The organism is Polaromonas sp. UC242_47 (assembly GCF_044452385.1).
Classification (GTDB): Bacteria; Pseudomonadota; Gammaproteobacteria; order Burkholderiales; family Burkholderiaceae_C; genus Polaromonas.
In genome coordinates, this window is the sequence record NZ_JBIOAO010000001.1 from 133,926 (window position 1) to 155,027 (window position 21,102).

The 21,102-nt window shown below is 59.9% G+C and carries 20 protein-coding genes; 11 read left to right on the forward strand and 9 right to left on the reverse strand.

What is annotated here, in order from left to right:
* Positions 1 to 6: 6 nt before the first annotated feature.
* The 5 genes from ACHMXK_RS00715 (at position 7) to ACHMXK_RS00735 (ending at position 7,272) form a co-directional block, all read left to right on the forward strand.
* Complete coding sequence (locus ACHMXK_RS00715; RefSeq protein ID WP_397436785.1) at positions 7 to 798, forward strand: MBL fold metallo-hydrolase; 792 nt, start codon at positions 7 to 9, stop codon at positions 796 to 798.
* Positions 795 to 3,200, forward strand: coding sequence for a GspE/PulE family protein (locus ACHMXK_RS00720; RefSeq protein ID WP_397436787.1), 2,406 nt, complete (start codon positions 795 to 797; stop codon positions 3,198 to 3,200). Before ACHMXK_RS00715 ends, ACHMXK_RS00720 begins: the two co-directional genes overlap by 4 nt.
* Positions 3,201 to 3,362: 162 nt before the next feature.
* The gene (locus ACHMXK_RS00725; RefSeq protein WP_397436789.1) at positions 3,363 to 3,848 is read left to right on the forward strand and encodes a pilin; all 486 of its coding nucleotides are present in this window, start codon (positions 3,363 to 3,365) and stop codon (positions 3,846 to 3,848) included.
* A gap of 210 nt (positions 3,849 to 4,058) precedes the next feature.
* Positions 4,059 to 5,660, forward strand: a complete 1,602-nt coding sequence (locus tag ACHMXK_RS00730) for a Wzy polymerase domain-containing protein (RefSeq protein ID WP_397436791.1) — start codon at positions 4,059 to 4,061, stop codon at positions 5,658 to 5,660.
* Positions 5,661 to 5,964: 304 nt separating this feature from the next.
* The gene (locus tag ACHMXK_RS00735) at positions 5,965 to 7,272 is read left to right on the forward strand and encodes a PglL family O-oligosaccharyltransferase (RefSeq protein WP_397442409.1); all 1,308 of its coding nucleotides are present in this window, start codon (positions 5,965 to 5,967) and stop codon (positions 7,270 to 7,272) included.
* A gap of 16 nt (positions 7,273 to 7,288) precedes the next feature.
* Here the strand turns inward: ACHMXK_RS00735 and moaC are convergent, their stop codons facing one another.
* On the reverse strand, positions 7,289 to 7,777 hold the full coding sequence (gene moaC / locus ACHMXK_RS00740) for a cyclic pyranopterin monophosphate synthase MoaC (protein WP_397436793.1): 489 nt from the start codon (positions 7,775 to 7,777) through the stop codon (positions 7,289 to 7,291).
* Positions 7,778 to 7,995: 218 nt separating this feature from the next.
* Between moaC and ACHMXK_RS00745 the strand changes: the two genes are divergently transcribed.
* Positions 7,996 to 9,528, forward strand: coding sequence for a M48 family metalloprotease (locus ACHMXK_RS00745; RefSeq protein ID WP_397436795.1), 1,533 nt, complete (start codon positions 7,996 to 7,998; stop codon positions 9,526 to 9,528).
* Here the strand turns inward: ACHMXK_RS00745 and ACHMXK_RS00750 are convergent.
* The 3 genes from ACHMXK_RS00750 to ACHMXK_RS00760 form a co-directional block, all read right to left on the reverse strand.
* On the reverse strand, positions 9,487 to 9,837 hold the full coding sequence (locus ACHMXK_RS00750) for a phage holin family protein (RefSeq protein WP_397436797.1): 351 nt from the start codon (positions 9,835 to 9,837) through the stop codon (positions 9,487 to 9,489). The genes ACHMXK_RS00745 and ACHMXK_RS00750 overlap by 42 nt on opposite strands.
* 82 nt (positions 9,838 to 9,919) lie before the next feature.
* On the reverse strand, positions 9,920 to 10,369 hold the full coding sequence (locus tag ACHMXK_RS00755) for a hypothetical protein (protein ID WP_397436799.1): 450 nt from the start codon (positions 10,367 to 10,369) through the stop codon (positions 9,920 to 9,922).
* 84 nt (positions 10,370 to 10,453) lie between these two features.
* Positions 10,454 to 11,176: a TerC family protein gene (locus ACHMXK_RS00760; RefSeq protein WP_397436800.1), complete on the reverse strand. Its 723-nt coding sequence runs from the start codon at positions 11,174 to 11,176 to the stop codon at positions 10,454 to 10,456.
* A 474-nt stretch (positions 11,177 to 11,650) separates the two neighbouring features.
* Between ACHMXK_RS00760 and ACHMXK_RS00765 the strand changes: the two genes are divergently transcribed.
* Positions 11,651 to 12,082 (forward strand): DUF3717 domain-containing protein, encoded by a 432-nt coding sequence (locus ACHMXK_RS00765; RefSeq protein WP_397436801.1) that lies wholly within the window; start codon positions 11,651 to 11,653, stop codon positions 12,080 to 12,082.
* 83 nt (positions 12,083 to 12,165) lie between these two features.
* Positions 12,166 to 12,474 (forward strand): DUF2007 domain-containing protein, encoded by a 309-nt coding sequence (locus ACHMXK_RS00770; protein WP_397436803.1) that lies wholly within the window; start codon positions 12,166 to 12,168, stop codon positions 12,472 to 12,474.
* A gap of 116 nt (positions 12,475 to 12,590) precedes the next feature.
* Here ACHMXK_RS00770 and purB read toward each other — a convergent pair whose 3' ends face one another.
* The gene (gene purB, locus ACHMXK_RS00775) at positions 12,591 to 13,979 is read right to left on the reverse strand and encodes an adenylosuccinate lyase (protein ID WP_397436805.1); all 1,389 of its coding nucleotides are present in this window, start codon (positions 13,977 to 13,979) and stop codon (positions 12,591 to 12,593) included.
* Between the two features lie 104 nt (positions 13,980 to 14,083).
* Here purB and ACHMXK_RS00780 point away from each other — a divergent pair, with 104 nt between their 5' ends.
* Positions 14,084 to 14,710, forward strand: a complete 627-nt coding sequence (locus ACHMXK_RS00780; protein ID WP_397436807.1) for a glutathione S-transferase family protein — start codon at positions 14,084 to 14,086, stop codon at positions 14,708 to 14,710.
* 444 nt (positions 14,711 to 15,154) lie between these two features.
* Here ACHMXK_RS00780 and ACHMXK_RS00785 read toward each other — a convergent pair whose 3' ends face one another.
* Positions 15,155 to 15,748: a glutathione peroxidase gene (locus ACHMXK_RS00785; protein ID WP_397436809.1), complete on the reverse strand. Its 594-nt coding sequence runs from the start codon at positions 15,746 to 15,748 to the stop codon at positions 15,155 to 15,157.
* Positions 15,745 to 16,095 carry a hypothetical protein gene (locus ACHMXK_RS00790; RefSeq protein WP_397436811.1) on the reverse strand — a complete coding sequence of 117 codons (351 nt, stop codon included), beginning with the start codon at positions 16,093 to 16,095 and terminating at the stop codon, positions 15,745 to 15,747. The genes ACHMXK_RS00785 and ACHMXK_RS00790 overlap by 4 nt, the downstream gene beginning before the upstream one ends.
* Between ACHMXK_RS00790 and ACHMXK_RS00795 the strand changes: the two genes are divergently transcribed.
* Positions 16,094 to 16,963, forward strand: coding sequence for a ferritin-like domain-containing protein (locus ACHMXK_RS00795; RefSeq protein WP_397436813.1), 870 nt, complete (start codon positions 16,094 to 16,096; stop codon positions 16,961 to 16,963). The two genes, ACHMXK_RS00790 and ACHMXK_RS00795, sit on opposite strands and share 2 nt — an antisense overlap.
* A gap of 32 nt (positions 16,964 to 16,995) precedes the next feature.
* Positions 16,996 to 17,493: a D-glycero-beta-D-manno-heptose 1-phosphate adenylyltransferase gene (gene rfaE2, locus ACHMXK_RS00800; RefSeq protein ID WP_397436815.1), complete on the forward strand. Its 498-nt coding sequence runs from the start codon at positions 16,996 to 16,998 to the stop codon at positions 17,491 to 17,493.
* A 25-nt stretch (positions 17,494 to 17,518) separates the two neighbouring features.
* Here rfaE2 and ACHMXK_RS00805 read toward each other — a convergent pair whose 3' ends face one another.
* Positions 17,519 to 17,884 carry an SPW repeat protein gene (locus ACHMXK_RS00805; RefSeq protein WP_397436817.1) on the reverse strand — a complete coding sequence of 122 codons (366 nt, stop codon included), beginning with the start codon at positions 17,882 to 17,884 and terminating at the stop codon, positions 17,519 to 17,521.
* A 90-nt stretch (positions 17,885 to 17,974) separates the two neighbouring features.
* Positions 17,975 to 21,100 carry an efflux RND transporter permease subunit gene (locus tag ACHMXK_RS00810; protein WP_397436819.1) on the reverse strand — a complete coding sequence of 1,042 codons (3,126 nt, stop codon included), beginning with the start codon at positions 21,098 to 21,100 and terminating at the stop codon, positions 17,975 to 17,977.
* Positions 21,101 to 21,102 lie beyond the last annotated feature (2 nt).

Here is a 21,102-nt window from a genome sequence, read left to right on the forward strand (position 1 = left end):
AAAACCATGAAAGTACGTGTACTGGGCTGTTCAGGAGCCATCGCCAAAGACTGCCGGACCACGTCTTTCCTGCTCGATCATGATGTGCTGGTCGATGCGGGGACCGGGGTGGGCGACCTCACGCTGGACGAGATGCGCGGCATTGACCATGTCCTGCTCACACATTCCCATCTGGATCACGTGGCCGCCTTGCCGCTGATGGTGGACGCGATCGCCGCGCAAAGGACGACGCCCATACAGATTCACGCTTTGCAGGGCACGATTGATGCACTTCAGGTGCATATTTTCAACAACACCATCTGGCCTGATTTTTCAAGAATCCCCACGCCGGAGGCGCCCTTTGTCAGCTTCCACCCCCTGACGGTCGGACAAACGCTGTTGCTCGCCGGAAAATCCGTGGAAGTTTTGCCCGCCGTTCATACGGTGCCGGCTGTCGGCTACGCTGTGGCGGCGGAATCGGGTTGCTGGGTATTTACCGGCGATACGGAAAGAAACCCGGCACTGTGGGCGCGTATCAACCAGCTCAAGGTGGCCATGCTGGTCATCGAAACCGCGTTCAGCAACCGGGAGGGCGACCTGGCCAAGCGGAGTTTGCATCTGTCGCCGCATGTCCTGGCGAGCGAACTCGATTGCATCGATAAAAGCCGGAATTACCCCATTTACATCACGCACACCAAGCCCGCCGAAACCGATTTGATCATGGCCGAAATCCAACGTTTTGATCAGACGACCCCGGTGGGGCCCCATGTGATCCACGACATACGCTGGCTGCGCGCGGGTCAGGAGTTTGAACTATGAGTGCCGCCTTGCCGCGAGATCCCGAAGACCAGTTTTTTGTCTCGCAAAAGTTGCCCCCCCAAGAGCGAGGGGTCACGTTTGAAGTGCTGTATTTTCGCCAGTTGCAACTGGTGACCAACCGCATCCACGAAACCGAGAACATTGACCAGATCATGCTGGAGGCCAGCCAGGACATCTGCAAGCTGTTTAATGCCGACCGGCTGACCTTGTATGCGGTTAATGAGGACCGCACGGCCATCATTTCCAAAGTCAAGACCGGCCTGAATACCAGCCGCGAGCTGAAACTGCCCATCAGTGTGCAAAGCATTGCCGGTTATGTGGCGCTGGCCAAAAAAATGGTGAATATTGCGGATGTGTACGACGAAGACGCGCTCAAAAAGCTGCATCCCAAGCTGAGTTTTTTGCAGGAAGTCGACAAACGCTCCGGCTACCGCACCAAACAAATGTTGGTCGCGCCGGTGATGGATGGGAACACCTTGTACGGTGTTTTGCAGGTGATTAATAACCGCAGTGACCAGCCCTTTGCCAAGCTGGAAGAAGAGGGGGCGCAGCAACTGTGCAAGACGCTGGGGATTGCGCTTCGTCAGCGTATGCAGCGGCAGGAAGACGGTCTGCGGCGCAAAGCCACCAAATACGACGGCTTGCTGGCCGAAGGTGTGTTGTCGCCGGACGAGTTGCTGCAGTGTCTTCACAAAGCGCGTGAAGAAGGCCAGTCGGTCGAACATCTGCTGCTGACCCGCTACCGCATCCGTCCGGCGCAGCTAGGCGCCTCACTGGCCAAATTTTTTGGGGTGCCGTACGAGGCGTTTAGCGCCGGGCGCATACGCTCCGAGATGTTGCATGGCCTGCTCAAGCGGCACTTTATCGAGCAACAAGGCTGGATGCCCCTGGAAGAAACACCGGACGGGTTGACCATCATGTGTGTTGATCCCGAGGCTGTGCGCGGCGCTCGGGTGGTTCCGCAGGTGTTTCCGAAACTCGGCAAGTTCTCTTACTGCGTCACTACACAGACCGAATTTGACGAAACCTTGGGTCAGCTGTTTGGCGCAGGCAACGAAGGGGGGTCCATCGACCAGTTGCTGGCCGACATGGATTCGCCGCTGGACAACGATGCCTACGACGACTCCGCCCTGGAGTCCGCGGCGGCCGACAACGAACTGGTCAAGTTCGTCAACAAGGTGATTGTTGACGCCTACAAGCTGAAGGCATCCGACATCCATATCGAGCCCATGCCAGGCAAGGCCAAAACCGGCATCCGCTTTCGTATCGACGGCACCTTGCAGCCCTACATCGAAGTCCCGGCCCAGTTTCGCCAAGCCATGGTCACGCGGCTCAAGATCATGTGTGATCTGGACATTTCCGAAAAGCGCAAGCCTCAGGACGGCAAGATCAAGTTCAAAAAATATGGGCCGCTCGATATCGAATTACGTGTTGCCACCATTCCTTCCTCGGGCGGGGTCGAAGATGTTGTCATGCGTATTCTGGCGGCGGGTGAACCGATTCCACTCGAAAGGTTGGGGCTGACGGCACATAACAAAGAGCGGCTCGAGAAAACCGTCTCCAAACCTTATGGCCTGTTTTATGTCTGCGGCCCCACGGGTTCCGGCAAAACGACCACGCTGCATTCCATTCTGAAGTTTCTCAACACACCGGACACCAAAATCTGGACCGCCGAAGACCCGGTCGAAATCACGCAAAAAGGCCTGCGCCAGGTCCAGATCAACAAAAAGGCCGGCATCGATTTTGCGCTGGTCATGCGAGCTTTTCTGCGCGCCGATCCGGACATCATCATGGTCGGCGAGTCGCGCGACAAGGAAACCGTGTCCATGGGTGTGGAGGCCTCATTGACCGGCCACCTGGTGTTTTCGACCTTGCACACCAATTCCGCCCCGGAATCCATCACCCGCCTGCTGGACATGGGCATGGACCCGTTCAACTTCGCCGACGCCTTGCTCGGCATCCTGGCCCAACGCCTGGCGAAAAAACTGTGCGACTGCAAACAAGCCTACCAACCGAGTTCGCAGGAGATCAAGGACTTCATCAAGGAATATGCCGAGGAGTTACGCCACACCGATGCCTGGAAGGCAGATGTCGGTGGCGAGTCGCAGATGCTGTTGGACGACTGGATGGAGCGCTACGGCAAAGACGGCCAACTCACCCTGTACCGCGCGGTCGGCTGCGATAAGTGCCACCAGACGGGCTACAAGGGCCGCATCGGCCTGCACGAGTTGATGGTTGCCGACGATGCGGCGAAAAAACTGATTCAGGCGCGGGCGCGGGTTGCCGAGCTGTTCTCGTCGGCGGTTAACAGCGGCATGCGTACGCTCAAGATGGACGGCATGGAGAAGGTGCTGATGGGGCTGACGGATCTGAAAATGGTCCGGTCGGTCTGCATCAAGTGACAAAAATGTTAGTCAACCCGATGTTGTGTGTCAAAAAAGTAAGTTTTTATGGCGGCGGTGACAAAAATTGAGAACTAACTTACACATTTCAGCGCCTGAACGGGCTGGCATGAAGCCTGCTCATACTGCCGCGTCAGTATTCCCTCAATCAAGGAGTTTTTCATGAAGCGTTCTATGCAAATGGTCCAAAAGGGTTTCACCCTGATCGAATTGATGATCGTCGTGGCGATTATTGGTATTTTGGCTGCAGTGGCTTTGCCTGCGTACCAAGATTACACTGTGCGTGCCAAGGTGTCTGAAGTGATTTTGGCGGCGTCTTCCTGCCGCACCGCTATTACTGAAGCGGTTCAAACAGCCCAGCAAGTCGATATTTCTTCGTCACTGCCTAGTGCTTGCAGCTTTACACTGACCAAATATGTTGCCTCCGGCTCGGTGGATGGCAACGGCGTCATCACGGTTATTGGCAGTGAGACAGCGTTGGGCGGAGCTACATCTGCCACGGCCAATGCAGTTTCTCTCGTACCCTACAGCGCAAGCGGCACGCTTGTTGGCACAACCGCTGGAGGCACTTCGATTGCCTCTTGGAAATGTGGCCCTGCGGGGACAAACCCAATGCCTCCAAAATATTTGCCAGGTTCTTGTAAGTAAATTTGGCTGAGATCGTTTAGTACGACTTCTGCCTTTTGATCTAAAAAAGCGGCTTAAAGCCGCTTTTTTCATGTTCGAAGTCTTTAAAGTTTCAATCGACCAAGGGGTTGTGTGGCAATAGAAAAATCCCCAATCAGTGCCTTCTGGTTGAGCGGGGCATCATTATTTTTGGCCCTTGCTTGGCTGCTGCCCAACCATTACCCGCCCTGGATGACCTTCCACAGCGATGCCTGGCTGGCGATTGTCTTGCTAATGGTCAGCATCGCGCTCATGTTTTTTGCTCGTAGCTCTGTGCGGTGGCACTGGGCCGCTGTTGTTGTGGCTGGCATGGCATGTGTTCCCCTTATTCAGTACGGTTTTGGGCAGATTCCGTTTTTTGGCGTGGCTTGGATCAATGCCACCTATTTGCTAGGGCTGTGCACGGCGCTGTTATTGGGGGCTTACTGGGAACGGGCTAGCCCAGGGCAATGCGCGGATTTTTTGTTTTTGGCATTGGGCTTGGCTGGGATGGTGTCCGTTGGCATTCAAATACACCAATGGCTGCTGTTTGACAGTCTGGAGTTTTGGGTCAACAAGGCGCTAGGACGTCCTTATGGCAATCTCGGGCAACCCAATCAGTTGGCCACATTGCTTGTTCTTGGGCTGCTTGGCTGTTCGTGGGGCTTTGTGCGCAAGCAACTGTCTGCGTGGAGTAGTATTTTATTGGCGGGCTTTTTCTTGCTAGGCATCGCTTTGACGCAGTCGCGAACGGGTTGGCTGAACGTGTCAATTTTCATCCTGGCCATGTTCTGTTGGGGCTGGACGCGCTCTCAAAAGCGCATCATGGTCACAGCCGTTGGCTTGGGCACTTTTTTTGTCGTATGCGTTTTGGGTTTGTCGTGGCTTTCAGATCTGCTGCAATTAACGGGGGCCTACGATTTGTCGGGCCGGTTTTCGGAACAAGCGCGTCCTGTGATTTGGCGCTTGCTTGCCGACGCTGCATGGGAAAAACCATGGTTTGGTTATGGCTGGGGGCAAACAGGGTTTGCTCATTTGCAAGTAGCTGCAAGTCACCCGTTTCTCGGTGTCATCTTCTTTGAGGCGCACAACCTGTTTTTGGACCTTATTTTGTGGAATGGTATACCGCTCGGCGTGTTTGTCGTTGTTGCCATGACATGGTGGTTAGCTGCAGCGACCCGGGCTGTCAAAGGGGTGTCTGACGCCATATTGCTGCTTTTTTTGCTCGTACTGGGTGTCCATGCCATGCTGGAGTATCCCCTGCACTACGCTTACTTCTTGCTGCCAGCTGGGCTGGTCGCGGGGGTGTTGAATGTCCGTCTCAAGTTTCGCCCTGCGTTTATTTCGGCGCATTGGGTTTGTATGGTCGTGTTGTTGGGTTCCGGAGCGATGCTGGCCGTGACGGTAAGGGATTACATTCGTGTGGAGTCCAGTTTCGCGGATTTGCGCTTCGAGAAAGCGCGGATTCATACAAATAACCCGGGATCTGCACCTGAGCTTTGGGTGTTGACGCAGCTACGAGAGATGATCATATTTGGCCGTACCGAGGCTAGGCCGAATATGAGTGACCAAGAACTGGTCTGGATGCGAGATGTCACCAAGACCTACCCGAGCCCATATAACGCCCACAAGTTAGCACTGGCTCTCGCACTTAACGGTCAAGGCGTGGAAGCGCAGTTGTGGCTCAAAAACCTCTGCAAAGCATTCCCTGTGCAGTTTTGCGAAGGAACCAGGATTACTTGGGCCCAAAAAGCACTCAAGGAACCGGCTATTGCGGCAGTTCCTTGGCCGGCTAACGTTGACGGGGCGCGCTAGAAACCCAAACTAATGGGTTAAGTGGAGATCAGATTCCAATAAGACAATGAAGCCAGCAGTTGCCGCAGTCATTAGGCGTGACGCACTTATCGTTTTTGTCATAACGTTGCCTTGTCTAAATCCGTTTGCGCCGGGTCCATCGCCTGCTGTGTTGCCGTGGCTGCTTGCACTGATGGCGACAGCTGGCTTTATGTTGCTGCAGCCTCTGCTGGGCGGCCCACTTTCTAACCCGAGCGCGCGCTCCACTCTCACCCGGCAATGGACCTACCCCACAGCATGGGTGCTGGCCGGCGTAGTCAGCAGCATGATTGGCTTGTTGCAATACTTTGGTGCTGCGCAAGCGCTGGCCCCTTGGATCAACCAGACATCCGTTGGTGAGGCCTTCGCCAATCTGCGCCAGCGCAACCAGTTTGCGACGTTGACCAATGTTGCGCTGGCTGCGCTGCTATGGTGGGTGGAGCAGGAGCGCTTCTTAGTGAGCAAGCTAAATGTCCAGGCATCAAGTCGGTGGCTGGTCATGTTGACAGCCTGCATTTTGGCATTTGGCAATGCTGCATCTTCTTCGCGTACGGGCTTGCTCCAAACGGGATTGCTGGTGCTGCTTCTTGGAATTTGGGGTGGGCTGCACAAGCCACGAGTACATTGTGTGCTGATGGCATTTGGGCTGACCTACGTGACTGCTTTGGTGCTGTTGCCGTCGCTGACCGGGATGGACCCGCTGATACACGGCGCTTGGGCTCGTATGCGCACCGGGGATGCCGTGTGCGCCAGCCGTCTCACACTCTGGTCCAACGTGTTGCAACTGATCGCGCAAAAGCCCTGGTTCGGCTGGGGCTGGGGCGAGCTGGACTACGCCCACTACACCACCTTGTACGACGGGCCGCGGTTTTGTGACCTGCTGGACAATGCGCACAATCTGCCTTTGCATCTGGCTGTAGAACTGGGTGTCCCGGCGGCTTTGTTTTTTTGCGGCGGGGTGTTGTGGTGGATTTTCAGGCTGCAGCCCTGGTGCGAGACTGACGCCACACGCCAACTGGCGTGGGCGGTGCTGGCGCTGATCGGGCTGCACAGCCTGCTGGAATACCCGCTGTGGTACGGGCCCTTCCAGATGGCGGTGGGCTTGTGTGTGCTGATGCTCTGGCGTGGCAATCACTCGGTGGGTGACCAAAAGCTTAAGAAAAATTGGGCTCTAGCCCATATATACCGGGCGCTAGTAGCTATTTTTTTGATAGTGATGGCGGGCTATGCGGCCTGGGACTATCACCGCATCAGCCAGATATACCTTGCGCCCCAAGCACGCGCTGCGGCCTACCGCGAAGACACCTTGGCGAAAATTCGCAACTCTTGGTTGTTTGCCAATCAGGTGTCTTTTGCCGAGTTGAGCCTGACGCCGCTCACGCAGGCGAACGCGCAGTGGACCTTCGCCACCGCGAAGGCGTTGCTGCACTATTCACCCGAACCACGCGTGATCGAAAAAGTGATTGAAAGCGCCGTCATGCTGGGCCGTGATGATGAGGCGTTGCTGCACCTGGCCCGTTACCGCGCCGCCTTTCCGCAAGCCCACGCCAAATGGCGTGAGGCCAAGGGTTTGATGGACGGTCCTGAGGATTGATGCTGCAAGCAGTGCGTTACGGCGTGGCTATAAAACTGCCCGACTTGCCACCGTGTTTTTCCAGCAGTTTCACGTCGGTCATGGTCATGCCCCGGTCCACCGCTTTGCACATGTCGTAAATCGTCAGCAAGGCGACTTGCACGGCGGTTAGGGCTTCCATCTCCACGCCGGTTGGCCCCACGGTTTCAACGGTGGCCAGGCAGGTGATGCAGGTGTGGGTGGTATCGGGCGTCAAGTCCAGCGCCACATGGGTCAGCGCCAGCGGATGGCACAGGGGAATCAAATCGCTGGTTTTTTTGGCGGCCATGATGCCGGCGATGCGGGCAATGCCTAACACATCGCCTTTTTTCGCACTGCCTGCCAGGATGATGGCCAGTGTGGCAGGATTCATCACAATACGGCCTTGGGCCACGGCCACGCGGTGGGTGGCGGATTTGGCGGCGACATCCACCATGTGCGCCTGTCCTTGTCCGTCAAAATGTGTCAGTGGTGAGGTGGTGGTCATAGAGCGGGTTACGAAACCTTTACAAGAATCCCTCATCATAAGAGCATGTTCGCAACGTCAATATCCCCCTGGAAAAGCCCTTGGCGGGCAGTCGGGCCGCAGTCGACGCTGGGCGATTTCGCTGGATTTCAACACCATGGTTTTTACTTCCATTGATTTTTCCTAAATTTATCAAGCCAATAAGGCATTTTCCCCTTGGCAGTATTGCGCTGGCAGCTATGGTTTTTGTAGCGTCTGCCAACCTGTCGCAAGCCCAGACGCCGGTACGCCCCAGCGGCGCCTTGCCGGCGCTGGGGGACACCTCGGAGTTGGCGGTCAGCGCAGAGCGGCGCCTGGGCGACCGGATTGTCAGCAGCATTTACCGCGACCCGGATTACCTGGACGACCCGGTGCTGGGCGACTACCTGCTGAGCATCTGGCGGCCCTTGATGGTGGCGGCGCGGGCGCGTGGGGAACTGGGGCCCGAGCTGGAAGAGCGTTTTGCCTGGGACATCATGCTGCTTCGCAACCGCACCATCAATGCTTTCGCCTTGCCGGGCGGGTATCTGGGGGTGCATTTGGGGCTGATCAGCGCCGTGGAAACCCGGGACGAGCTGGCTTCGGTGCTGGCGCATGAGTTGAGCCACGTGACGCAACGCCACATTTCCCGGCTGATGAGCAAACAAAGCCAGCAAATGCCCTGGCTGATTGCGGCCATGATTCTGGGCGCCCTGGCCGCCAGCAAAAATCCCGATGCAGCCATGGCCACGATTGCCGGGGGCCAGGCCATGGCCGTGCAAAACCAGCTCAACTTCTCACGCGACATGGAGCGCGAAGCCGACCGGGTCGGTTTTGGCGTGATGGCCGATGCGGGTTTTGACAAGCAGGGTTTCGCCAGCATGTTCGACAAGCTGCAGCAGGCCTCGCGCCTCAATGACAACGGCTCCTACCCCTATCTGCGCAGCCACCCCTTGACCACCGAGCGGATCGGCGATGCCAAGGGCCGCTTGCAGCTGGAAGCGGGCAATGTCCCTGCGGCCACGGCGCCGACGGCAGCGCAGGCGGCCGCCGCCCGCGTGGTGCACGCCATGATGGCCGCGCGTGCGCGCGTGCTGGGCGACAGCAGCGTCGATGGTTTGCGCACCCAACTGATGCAAGCGCAGCGTGTGTCCCTGGCCGCTGGCGCGGCACCGGGCCCGGGCGAAGTCGGTGCCTTGTATGGCGGCGCCATGGCGGCCAGCCAGATGCGCAACTACACGCTGGCGCGCAGCCTGGTCGCCAAACTGAAGTCGGCGACCGCCGCCAACCCGTCGGCTGCCGAGATCGCGGAATGGCTGGCGCTGGAAGTTGAACTGGCGGCCGGCAACACGGCGGATTTGACCAAGCTGGCAGACACCGGCAGCCGTGCCGCGGTGTGGCTGCAGTCCCGGGCCGATCTGGCGGCGGGCCGCGCGCCGGACGCGTCCAACCGCCTGCAAAGCTGGGTGGCCAGCCACCCCAAAGATGCGTTGGCCTGGCAATTGCTGGCGACGGCTTATGGCAAGGAGGGGCAGACCCTGAGGGCCATCCGGGCCGATGCGGAGAGCCGCGTGGCGCAGCTTGATTACGGTGCGGCGCGCGACCGTTTCAAGGCGGCGCAGGATTGGTTGCGCAGCAACCGCGACAACAGCGGGGCCGGCAGTTACATCGATGCGTCCATCATCGACACGCGGGCGCGCGAGATCGACCAGTTACTGCGAGAACAAGCGCTCCAGGAACGCGTCGATCGCTAGTTGCAGCACCGAATAAATCAGTGAGCCCACCAGCGCGGCGAAAAACCCCGTGACCTGCAGGCCGCCTATCAGGCTGGCCGCGGCCCAGAACATCAGGGCGTTGATGACAAACAGGAAGAGGCCCAGGGTCACCAGCGTCACCGGCAGGGTCAGCAACACCAGCACCGGCCTGAGCACGGTGTTGAGTGCGCCCAGCACCGCTGCGGCAATCAGCGCCGAGGTGAAGCTGGACACCACCACGCCGGAATAAATATAGGCCACCAGCAGCAGGGCGGCGGCGCTGAGAAGCCATTTAACAATGAGTTTCATGGGTGCAAGAATAGCACCATGGCACGACCTGCCTGCCGCCTATTGGGCAAGGCCAGGCCGTGACTGGAACGGAAGGCTGCGTTTAGTCCGCAGCCAGCAACACGCCGGCGCCGGCCACCACTGCGGCATAACCCCAGACGCCTTGCGCCTCCTGGGGTTGTTGGTGGGTGACGGGTGGCAGGTCCTGGCCCAGCTTGGGCCGGCGCGCATCAAGCACGCGCGCAGCGCCGTACTGGGTGATCAGCGCCTCCGTCAGGTCGCACAGGGGGCCGCGCGCGACCTGGGTGATCACCGAATCGCCCGGGCCTTGCAGCAGGGGAACGATCTGGTCAAAAACCTTTTCGGCCCACTTGCCGCGCCAGCTCTGGCGGGCGCTGTTGGTCACCCACTTGCTGACGTGGTGGGTGATGCGCGGCGCACAGCCCACCACAATCCAGCGCGTGGGGGTGCGTGTCTCTCCGGAGGGCAGCATAGGCGTCAGCATTTTCAACGCGTAAGCGGCTTCATCGATGTAAACGATCATGTTGTCCATAAAGTTCTCCTTGGTTTTACGTGCTATGTGGACTCTCTGGCTGCGCGGCAGGGGCCGTTCCGGCCCCTGCGATTGCTCTGATGTTTATTCAGCGATGAGTTTGTCGCCATGGCTGGCCTTGGCGCGGCGCGTGGCCAACCAGCCGCCGCCCAGCACACCGGCCACAGCCAGGGCATAAGTGCCCCACTGCGCCAGGCGTTGCGTGGTTTCCATCGCTGTCGCGGGGCCGCCGTAGATGGCGTCCAGCAGGGGCTCGCTGACAATCATCTTGGCGGCGGTAAAGGCCAGCACGGCGGCACCGATGCCGATGATCATGGGGAAGCGCTCGACCAGTTTGAGCACCATGGTGCTGCCAAACACGACGATGGGCACGCTGATCAGCAGGCCGATGATGACCAGGTCAAACGCACCGTGGGCCGCGCCCGCGACACCCAGCACGTTGTCGATGCCCATCAGCATGTCGGCCACCACGATGGTTTTCATGGCGCCCCAGAAGGTGCTGGCCATGGGGCCTTGGTGTTCCTCGCCGCCCTGGTCGGCCAGCAATTTGTAGGCAATCCACAGCAGGCCCAGGCCGCCGACCAGCATCAGGCCTGGCACCTTGAGCAGCCAGACCACGCCTATGGTCATCGCCGAGCGCACGAGGATGGCACCAACGGTGCCCCAAATGATGGCTTTGCGTTGCAAATCCTTGGGCAGGCTGCGCGCGGCCAACGCAATCACGATGGCGTTGTCGCCGGCCAGTACCAGGTCAATCAGGATGATGGCCAACAGGGCCGACCACCAGGGCGTAGAAAAAAGTTCCATGATCACAGACTCCAAAATCCGAGTTTCGACATGGAAATCCGCAGGCGGATTTCCGGTTTTCGTAAAAACTGGACAGGTCAGTGAGTGGTGCAACACCTGGGTGCCGCGAACGCCTCGATCAAACCTGTACAGGTTTCAATCGAAGGTCTGGCTCGACATGCAGTGTCTGTGCATGTCCAGTAAGCCGGAAGTGTGAACTTCGAATTGACGACTTACTGAAGCGATCTTGCTGTTGTGATGTTTTATCTTGTAATGCAGCAAAACGAGGGAGTTACTCCCCTTCGGAATCTGTATTCTAACGAAGGAATCGGACGGATTGCAAGTTCGGCTCGGCAAAGATGGGGGCCACAAGACCCTTTTACGGGCAAGGCCGCTGGCGGTCTCGCCGATAATCCAAGGTCTGGTCCTGGCAAATCCTTGCCCTTGTCATCTGCGCAAACAGGCACCTGTCTGTTGTTCGCTTTTTCACTCCCTATGCCTGGCATCCACATCACTGATATTGAAGCCGCCATTAATTATTGGCGCGAAAAAAAGCCCTCGCCGGACGGCGTGACGCTGGCGCCCGAGCTGCGTGTGTTGGCCGAGGTGTATGCGCTGATGGTTTTTTACCATGAGGAAGAGGCCGACGAAGCCGGTTTTCCGACCCAGGCGCTGGCGGCCTGGCGTGCCTGGTATGACACCACGGCCGACACGCCGTGTATTGCGATCTGCTCGACCAGCCAGGGCGACGAGATGTGCAAGGGTTGCGGCCGCACCTTTGAAGAAGTTCAGCGTTGGCCCGAGATGAGCCCGGCCGCCAAACGCGTGACCTGGCGGCGTATCACGCAGGAAGACACGGCCTGGCGTTTTGGCCGTTATGCCGACCGTGCGCTGGAAAAAAAGAACACGCCGCCAGATTCGGCCTGAGTTGCTGATTTCTTAAGCTTTTCAGGCTTCCAGCCCCGATGGGGTCAGCGCAAGCAGCTATCAATTCAGGAGTAAACTGAGCCATGCTCAGACTTGCCCGCGCGCCCAACATCGCCATCGCCACCTTGTGGGCCGATGCCTTGCAGCAGGCCGGCTTCTCGGCCAGCGTCCAGCGTTATTTCTTGAGCAGCGTGGCCGGCGAGTTGCCGCCGGACCAGTGCCAGCCCGAAGTCTGGCTGGCCCATGACCACGAAAAACCGCAGGCCCAGGCCTTGTTGCACAGCCTGCAAAACCCGCCGCAGCGGCGCTGGTTGTGCGCCTGCGGCGAAACCGTCGAAGGTGGTTTTGAGCAATGCTGGCACTGCGGCGCCGATATGCCCACGACCGCCTGAAACGGTGCCCCCGCATCTGCAAGCCGGGGCCGCGGGACTGGCTTCGCCAGACCGCAGGCGCAGCGACCTCTCCGGGGGGCAGGGAGCTACACGCAGTGAGCGACCCGTGGGGGCTTTTAAACGCGCTTAGCCAATTCCGCAGCCTTGCCGACATAACTGCCCGGCGTCATCGCCAGCAGGCGTTCTTTTTCGGCCTCGGGAATGTCCAGGGAGCGAATCAGTCCGTGTAAGGCTTCGGCGGTCACGGTTTTGCCGCGTGTGACTTCCTTGAGTTTTTCGTAAGCGCCCTGCACGCCGTAACGTCGCATCACGGTCTGAATCGGCTCGGCCAGCACTTCCCACGAATTGTCCAGGTCCTTGTCCAGCGCTTCGCTGTTGAGCTCCAGCTTGCCCAGGCCCACACTCAGGGAGCTGTAGGCCAGCACGGCATAACCAAAAGCCACGCCCATGTTGCGCAGCACGGTGCTGTCGGTCAGGTCACGCTGCCAGCGGCTGATAGGCAGCTTTTCGCTGAGGTGGCGCAGCAAGGCGTTGGCCAGACCCAGGTTGCCTTCGGCGTTTTCAAAGTCGATCGGGTTGACCTTGTGCGGCATGGTGCTGGAGCCGATTTCGCCTTCTTTCAGGCGCTGCTTGAAATAACCCACGCTGACATAACCCCAGACATCACGGGCGAAGTCGATCAGGATGGTGTTGGTGCGCGCGATAGCGTCAAACAGCTCGGCCATGTAGTCGTGCGGCTCGATCTGGATGCTGTAGGGCTGGAAGGTCAGGCCCAGGCCCAGGGGTTCGGGCGACTCGATGACACGGCGGCTCAGCGCCTCCCAGTCAAAGTCGGGCCAGGCCGAGAGGTGGGCGTTGAAGTTGCCAACAGCGCCGTTCATCTTGGCCATCAGCTGGACCGAGGCAATCCGCTCGCGGGCCACGGCCAGGCGGGCCACCACGTTGGCGATTTCCTTGCCCACGGTGGTCGGGCTGGCGGTCTGGCCGTGGGTGCGACTCAGCATGGGTTGGTAGGCGTAGCGGTGCGCCATTTCGCGCAGCTGGGTGATGACTTTGTCCAGGGCCGGCAACAAGACCTGCTCGCGGCTGCTTTTGAGTTGCAAGGCGTGGCTGGTGTTGTTGATGTCTTCGCTGGTGCAGGCAAAGTGCACAAACTCGCTGGCGCTTTGCAGTTCTGGCCGGGCTTCGAACTTGGATTTGATCCAGTATTCGACCGCTTTCACGTCGTGGTTGGTGGTTTTTTCGATCTCTTTGATGGCCGTGGCATCGGCGTGGGAGAAATGTTTGACCAGTCCCAGCAAGTAAGTACGTGCTCCGGGGCTGAGAGGCTTGAATTCGGCAAAGCCTGCATCCGACAGCGCGATAAACCAGGCGATTTCGACCTGGACGCGGCGGTGCATATAACCGAGTTCCGACATCAGGGGCCGCAAGGGGGCGAGTTTGGCGGCATAGCGGCCGTCCAACGGGGACAGGGCGGTGATGGTGAAGCTGGTAGACGGGTTCATGGGGCAATTGTAGGCCGCCCACCCATTTAGAGCTGGGCCGGTTTCGGAGCACGGCTTACTCTATAGAATACAAAAGACTTCGTCCCACGATACAAAATCTACATATGAAACTCATCGGATCCCATGGCAGCCCCTATGTGCGCAAAGTGCGCATTGTGATGGCCGAAAAAAAGCTCGACTACCAGTTCGTGCTGGAAGACGTCTGGGCTGCCGGTACCGCCATGTCCGAATCCAACCCGCTGGGCAAAGTGCCTTGCCTGGTCATGGAAGGTGCCAACGGATCGGAAGAAGCCGTGTTCGACTCGCGTGTGATCGTCGAATACCTGGACACCTTGTCGCCGGTGGGCAAACTGATCCCGGTGCAAGGCCGTGAGCGGGCCGAGGTGAAAACCTGGGAAGCGCTGGCCGACGGCCTGATGGACGCGGCCATTCTGGCCAGGCTGGAAGCGACCTGGTCCGGCCGCGAAGAGCAGCAGCGCAGCCAGGCCTGGATAGATCGCCAGATGGGCAAGATCGAGATGACGGTGCGGGCCATGAGCACCGGCCTGGGCGACAAAGCTTTTTGCAGCGGCATTCATTTGAGCTTGTCCGACATCGCCGTGGGTTGTGCGCTGGGTTACCTGGATTTCCGTTTTCCGCAGATCGACTGGCGCACGCCCCACCCCAACCTGACACGCCTGTACGACAAATTGATGCAGCGCCCCAGCTTCATCGATACCCGCCCCGCCTAGGTCGTTCTTAACGTCAAAATGGCTTGCAGCCCTTGATGGTCGGACGCAGTCAGCTATAAAAACAGTAGCTATTGATAGTCCGCGCCCAAGCGCGTGGCTTGGCTTTGGGCGGGCCGCCTCTGTTATTTTGTGAGCGCGTGTATCGCCCGGTGTGCGGGTGACGCCGAAGGCCGAGGGCGCTGGACGGCCAGAAGATAAAAATGCTGCGAAGCGCCCCAGTGCGAACAAGGGAGGGAGGGAGGAGGAGGAGAACCGCCCCGGGATTCCATCCGGACCGCGGGGGTCCAGAAGTCTTCGCAACAAAAAACTGTGTGTATGGCTGGGTGCTTACGCTGCCATGCCGATGTTGGTATGAGCCCGGCATCTGCGCCCAGTTCCCCGGAAACGCAATTCGGGCTGGGTAAAGATTTGTGAAGAAGCGCTCATGGCATGGCTGGGTGGGACTTATTTGGCCAGCAGTCGTTTTTCGATTTCGGCGACAAAAGCCGGGTCTTTGGGATCCACCCGGGTGCTGAAGCTGCGCACGCCCTGGCCGTCACGCGAGACCACGTATTTGTGGAAATTCCAGGCCGGCGCGCTGCCGGTGATGTCGGCCAACTGTTTGAACAACGGGTTGGCGGTTTTGCCGCTCACGCCGGACTTGGCAAACATGGGAAACTTCACACCAAAGGTGTTTTCGCAAAAATCGGCGATTTCCTTGTTGCTGCCGGTCTCCTGTGCGAAGTCGTTGGATGGAAAACCCAGCACCACCAGACCTTTGTCCCGGTATTTGGCATACAAGGCCTCCAGGCCTTCGTATTGCGCGGTGAAGCCGCAAAAACTCGCGGTATTGACCACGACCAGCACCTTGCCGCTGTATTGGCACAGGGACTGGGGTTTTTCATCCTGCAGGCGCAAAAAGCTGTGTTGCAGCAGGGGTGCACAGGCCGCTGCCGGCGCTACTGCTGTGGCCGGTGTGGCAGCGTGGCTCGCCATGCCGCCCAGGCTGAGGCCTAGCAGTGCGCTGGCCAGCCAAGCTTTGAATGAAACAGGGTTCATGTTCTTCTTTCCAGTTGGATCAAGGGCGGGGCCCAAAAAGTCATTGTGTCCACGGCAAGGACAAAAGCAACAGCCGTTGGCGCCCTGGCCGGTCCGTTCAAAATACGCAGGCCAGGTGCGAACGGATTCAAGCCCGGATCAGACACCCGATAATCGCTCAGCAGCACACTGCCGACCTTGGCCGCTACCCAGGGTCTGGAAAACGGTGTAGAACGATTAAAGGCAGCTAAAAAGCTGCAAGTTCTCATGAAGTGGCCGTAAAAACCCATTTCAGGCAATTTGTCATATTCAAGCCCTAAAATCGTCTTGAATCTAAGTCGGCGCAGGCCGCGTAAAGGAAGTCTCATGCTTTACCCAGAACTCTTTAAACAACTCGAATCCGTCCGCTGGGACATGGACAAGGACATCCCCTGGGCCAGCTTCGACGCGTCCAAACTGACCGATGAGCAGGCCCAGACCATCAAGATGAATGCCATCACCGAGTGGTCCGCCCTGCCGGCCACCGAAATGTTTTTGCGCGACAACAAGGACGACAGCGACTTTTCCGCCTTCATGTCGATCTGGTTTTTTGAAGAGCAAAAACATTCGCTGGTGCTGATGGAATACCTGCGGCGTTTCCGCCCCGAGCTGGCGCCCACCGAAAAAGAGCTGCACGAAGTGCGTTTCGAGTTTGAACCGGCACCCGCGCTGGAAACGCTGATGCTGCATTTTTGCGGCGAGATCCGTCTGAATCACTGGTACCGGCGCGCCAGCGAATGGCATACCGAGCCGGTCATCAAGCAGATTTACACCCAGCTCAGCCAGGACGAAGCGCGCCACGGTGGCGCTTACCTGCGTTACATGAAACGCGCCATCAACAACTTCGGCAACGAGGCCAAGGCCGCCTTCACCAAGGTCGGTGTGTTGATGGCCAGCGCGCGCCGCACCGCGCAGGCTTTGCACCCGACCAATCTGCACGTCAACAAAGACCTGTTTCCGCGCGACACCATCCAGTCGCGCCTGCCCAACCCGGAGTGGCTGGAGCACTGGCTGGACACCCAGATCAAGTTCGACGCGGTCTGGGAGGGCAAGGTGGTGGAACGCATTCTGCACAACATGAGCCTGCTGATGAACCAGAGCTTCAAGACCGTGCAGGAACTCAACCGTTATCGCAAGGAACTGAGCCGGGAGATCACGGCGTCCATCGCCGCCAAACCGGTCGTGACCAGCGTTTGATTCCGCTTGTGGCCTTCCGTTAAAGTGGCGTGATGCAAAGCGCAGCCGCCCCTTCCCATTTCACGCAAAAAATTGTCTCCCGCGCCGAGGCGGCCAAGCGGCGCGTGGCGCTGCCCGGCCCGGTGGTGTTTACCAACGGCGTGTTTGACGTCTTGCACCGGGGTCACGCCAGCTACCTGGCCGCCGCGCGTGCGCTGGGCGGCAGCCTGATCGTGGCGATCAACACCGATGCCTCGGCCCGGCGACTCGGCAAAGGGCCGGACCGGCCCTTGAACAACCAGGAGGACCGCGCTGTTTTGATGGCCGCGCTGGAATCCGTCAGCCTGGTGACCTGGTTTGACGAAGACACACCGCTGGAACTCATCACCGAACTCAAGCCCGACATCCTGGTCAAGGGCGGTGATTACGACATGGACAAGCTGGCGGAAACCGCCGTCGTGCGGGCCTACGGCGGGCAGGCGCAAGCGCTGCCATTTGTCGATGGCTATTCGACGACGGCTCTGGTCAGCAAGATCAAGGCCGGCGCCTAGTTCTCTCGCGGCGGGGGATGGCCAATCAGTGCGCCATCCGGTCGCGCAGCCAGCTGCTGTAGTCCTTGTCGGTCGCCAGCGTCCACAAGGCCAGCGCCAGGACCACCACGCCGGTGACCACGGCCGCCAGCATGGCGTCGCGATGGGTGCTGAAGCCCAGCACCCAGGGGGCGGCAATCAGCCACAAGCCGAGCGCAGCTTCGGTCCACTCTTCCCAGGCGCGCGGAACAAAAATAGCGCCCAGCGCGGCCGCGATCAGGGCCAGCCCGATGATCACGGCGTTGCTCATCGCCGCCGTGTTGTCCTGGAAGCCCAATGCCCATGGCGAAAGAATGACCCATGCCCCGAGCAGGGCGTTGACGGGGTCTTGCCAATGTTTCAGCGGTTTCATGGGACACCTCCAAGAGCCGGACGGAGCGCCAGCTAATGAAGGTTGGATCAGGTCCGCAGGGCTTGGTTCCATGGCGGCCAAGCCCCTGCGTCAAGCGGGGGGCGGTGCCGGCTCCACCGGACGGGGGGTGTGCCGCAGCTTGCCCAGCATGCGTTTAATGTACTGCTCCAGGTCGTCCATGTAGGTGAAGACCGCCGGCACCACCAGCAGGCTCAGCACGGTGGAGGTGATCAGGCCGCCGATCACGGCGATCGACATCGGCGAACGAAAACTCGCGTCCGCCGCGCCAAACCCCAGCGCAATCGGCAACATGCCGGCACCCATGGCCAACGTGGTCATGATGATGGGCCGGGCCCGTTTGTGGCAGGCGTCCAGCAGCGCGTCGCGGCGTGACATCGGTGCCACCACCGGGTGGCCGTTGCTGCCGTCGTTACCGCGGCGCGCGACGATGGCGTATTCGACCAGCAGGATGGAGTTTTTGGTGGCAATACCCATCAGCATGATCAGGCCGATCAGCGAAGGCATGGAAAAACTTTTCTGCGCCATCAGGAGGCCCACAAAAGCGCCACCTAAGGACAGCGGCAGCGCCGCCAGAATGGTCACCGGGTGCAGGAAGTCCTTGAACAGCAAGACCAGCACGATGTAAATACACAACACACCGGTCAACATCGCCAGGCCGAAGCTGGCAAACAACTCGCCCATCACTTCGGCGTCGCCGATCTCCACCACTTTCACACCCGGCGGCAACTGTTTGACGGCCGGCAAGCCCTGCACCGCCTTGGTCACGTCGCCCAGCGGCAGGCCGGACAGCTCGATCTCGAAGTTGACATTGCGCGAGCGGTCGTAACGGTCAATGATGGCCGGCCCGCCCGTCATCTCCAGGGTGGCGACCTGGCCCAGCATCACCGGGCCCTTGCTGCCGGGGATGGACAGGCGTTCGAGCACACCCAGGTCCTGGCGCGCGGACTCGTCGAGCTTGACCACAATCGGCACCTGGCGCTGCGACAGGTTCAGCTTGGGCAGCGCCATGTCGTAGTCGCCGACGGTGGCAATCCGCAAGGTTTCACCGATGGCGGCACTGGTCACACCTCGGTCGGCGGCACGGGTAAAGTCGGGCCGCACGGCGATTTCGGGGCGGATCAGGCTGGCGCTGGAGGCCACGCTGCCCAGGCCGGGAATGGTGCGCAGGTCTTTCTCGACCGCGCGTGCCGCCGTTTGCAGCGCCAGCGGGTCTTGGCCGGTGAGCACCAGCACGTATTTTTCACCCGAGCCGCCCAGGCCGACCTTGGTGCGCACGCCGGGCAAGGCTTCGAGCGCGCTGCGCATCTGGTTTTCAATGCCTTGTTTGAGCGGGCGTTCGCTGCGCTCGGTCAGCAGCACGGTCAAGGTGGCCTTGCGTGTCTCTGCCGCACCCTGCATCGCAAACGGGTCGGTGCCGGCGCTGCCGCCGCCTATGGTGGTGTAGATGCTGCGCACATGGTCGACCTGGCTGACCAGCAGGCGCGCCTGCTCGGCCGCGGCCATGGTTTGCGCCAGCGTGGCGCCAGGCGGCAGCTCCAGGTAGACCTGGGTTTGCGAGTTGTCGTCCGGCGGGATGAAGCCGGTGGGCAGCAGCGGAATCAGCATCACCGAGCCGATGAAAAACAGGGTCGCGGCCAGCATGGTGAGCACGCGGTGTTGCAGCGCCCAGGCGGCGGCGCGCATATAAGTCCTCATCCAGCCCGGCTCCTGGTGGCCGCCCACGATGGGTTTGAGGAGGTAGGCCGCCATCATGGGGGTCAACACCCGCGCGACGATCAGCGAGGCAAACACCGCCAGCGACGCGGTCCAGCCGAACTGCTTGAAAAACTTGCCGGCCACACCACTCATGAAGGCGGTGGGCAAAAACACCGCGATCAGGGTGAAGGTGGTTGCCACCACGGCCAGGCCGATTTCGTCGGCCGCTTCCATGGCCGCCTGGTAAGGCGTTTTGCCCATGCGCAGGTGGCGCACGATGTTTTCCACCTCGACAATCGCATCATCGACCAGGATGCCGACCACCAGCGACATCGCCAGCAAGGTGATCACGTTGATCGAAAAGCCCAGCAAATACATGCCGATAAACGCCGGGATCACCGACAGCGGCAGCGCCACAGCGGAGACAAAGGTCGCGCGCCAGTCACGCAAAAACAGCCACACCACCAACACCGCCAGGATCGCGCCTTCGTACAACAAATGCATGGAGCCGTCGTATTCGTCCTGCACCGGTTGCACGAAGTTGAAGGCTTCGGTCAGTTCCAGATCCGGGTGCTGGCGCTTGAGTTCGGCCAGCGCTTTTTGCACCGCGTTGCCGACGGTGATTTCGCTTTCACCGCGACTGCGCGCCACTTCAAAACCAACCACCGGCTGGCCGTCGAGCAAGGCGGCGGAGCGCGGCTCGGCCGTGGTGTCGCTGACGGTGGCGACCTGGTTGAGCCGGATGTGCCGGCCATCGCTCAAGGCGAGTTCAAGCCGGCCCAGTTCCTCGGCCGATTTGACGGTGGCCAGGGTACGCACCGGTTGTTCGCTGCCGCCCAGGTCGGTGCGGCCGCCGGCGCTTTCCGTCTGCACCTGTTTGAGCTGGCGCGAAATGTCGGCCGCACTGGCGCCCAGCGCCTGCAGCCGTGACGGGTCCAGCGCCACACGCACCTCGCGTGTCACGCCGCCGACGCGGGTGACGGCCCCCACACCCCGCACCGCCAGCAGTTTGCGCGAGACATCGTTGTCGACAAACCAGGACAAGGCCTCGGCGTCCAGGCGATTCGACGCGATGGTGAAGGCCAGCACCGGCTGGCCCGCCAGATCAACCTTGCTGACAATCGGCTCGCGCACATCGGCCGGCAAATCGCTGCGCACCCGCGAGACCGCCGAACGCACATCGTCCACCGCTTCCTGCACCGGCTTTTCGAGGCGGAACTCGGCGGTGACGGTCACGCCGCCGTCCTGCACCTTGGTGTAAATGTGTTTGAGGCCCTGCACCGTGGCGATGGAGTTTTCGAGCTTGCGTGCGACCTCGGTTTCCAGTTGCGCCGGCGCCGCGCCCGGCAAGGACGCCGAGACGGTCACGGTCGGCAGGTCGATGTCGGGAAAGTTCTGCACCTTCATGGCGTTGAAAGACAGGATGCCGCCGAAAGTCAGCAGCACAAACAGCATGAGCGCGGGAATCGGGTTTTTGATCGACCAGGAGGAGACGTTCATGC

What these genes read in the sequence shown, in the direction of transcription:
- ACHMXK_RS00765 (WP_397436801.1), top strand. Translation starts at nt 11,651, where the DNA reads ATGCCTGGCATCCACATCACTGATATTGAAGCCGCCATTAATTATTGG.
- ACHMXK_RS00805 (WP_397436817.1), bottom strand. Translation starts at nt 17,884, where the DNA reads ATGAAACCGCTGAAACATTGGCAAGACCCCGTCAACGCCCTGCTCGGG.
- ACHMXK_RS00715 (WP_397436785.1), top strand. Translation starts at nt 7, where the DNA reads ATGAAAGTACGTGTACTGGGCTGTTCAGGAGCCATCGCCAAAGACTGC.
- ACHMXK_RS00760 (WP_397436800.1), bottom strand. Translation starts at nt 11,176, where the DNA reads ATGGAACTTTTTTCTACGCCCTGGTGGTCGGCCCTGTTGGCCATCATC.
- ACHMXK_RS00785 (WP_397436809.1), bottom strand. Translation starts at nt 15,748, where the DNA reads ATGAACCCTGTTTCATTCAAAGCTTGGCTGGCCAGCGCACTGCTAGGC.
- rfaE2 (WP_397436815.1), top strand. Translation starts at nt 16,996, where the DNA reads ATGCAAAGCGCAGCCGCCCCTTCCCATTTCACGCAAAAAATTGTCTCC.
- purB (WP_397436805.1), bottom strand. Translation starts at nt 13,979, where the DNA reads ATGAACCCGTCTACCAGCTTCACCATCACCGCCCTGTCCCCGTTGGAC.
- ACHMXK_RS00725 (WP_397436789.1), top strand. Translation starts at nt 3,363, where the DNA reads ATGAAGCGTTCTATGCAAATGGTCCAAAAGGGTTTCACCCTGATCGAA.
- ACHMXK_RS00745 (WP_397436795.1), top strand. Translation starts at nt 7,996, where the DNA reads ATGGTTTTTGTAGCGTCTGCCAACCTGTCGCAAGCCCAGACGCCGGTA.
- ACHMXK_RS00770 (WP_397436803.1), top strand. Translation starts at nt 12,166, where the DNA reads ATGCTCAGACTTGCCCGCGCGCCCAACATCGCCATCGCCACCTTGTGG.
- ACHMXK_RS00810 (WP_397436819.1), bottom strand. Translation starts at nt 21,100, where the DNA reads ATGAACGTCTCCTCCTGGTCGATCAAAAACCCGATTCCCGCGCTCATG.
- ACHMXK_RS00730 (WP_397436791.1), top strand. Translation starts at nt 4,059, where the DNA reads ATGACCTTCCACAGCGATGCCTGGCTGGCGATTGTCTTGCTAATGGTC.
- moaC (WP_397436793.1), bottom strand. Translation starts at nt 7,777, where the DNA reads ATGACCACCACCTCACCACTGACACATTTTGACGGACAAGGACAGGCG.
- ACHMXK_RS00790 (WP_397436811.1), bottom strand. Translation starts at nt 16,095, where the DNA reads ATGAGACTTCCTTTACGCGGCCTGCGCCGACTTAGATTCAAGACGATT.
- ACHMXK_RS00795 (WP_397436813.1), top strand. Translation starts at nt 16,094, where the DNA reads ATGCTTTACCCAGAACTCTTTAAACAACTCGAATCCGTCCGCTGGGAC.
- ACHMXK_RS00750 (WP_397436797.1), bottom strand. Translation starts at nt 9,837, where the DNA reads ATGAAACTCATTGTTAAATGGCTTCTCAGCGCCGCCGCCCTGCTGCTG.
- ACHMXK_RS00755 (WP_397436799.1), bottom strand. Translation starts at nt 10,369, where the DNA reads ATGGACAACATGATCGTTTACATCGATGAAGCCGCTTACGCGTTGAAA.
- ACHMXK_RS00780 (WP_397436807.1), top strand. Translation starts at nt 14,084, where the DNA reads ATGAAACTCATCGGATCCCATGGCAGCCCCTATGTGCGCAAAGTGCGC.
- ACHMXK_RS00735 (WP_397442409.1), top strand. Translation starts at nt 5,965, where the DNA reads ATGATTGGCTTGTTGCAATACTTTGGTGCTGCGCAAGCGCTGGCCCCT.
- ACHMXK_RS00720 (WP_397436787.1), top strand. Translation starts at nt 795, where the DNA reads ATGAGTGCCGCCTTGCCGCGAGATCCCGAAGACCAGTTTTTTGTCTCG.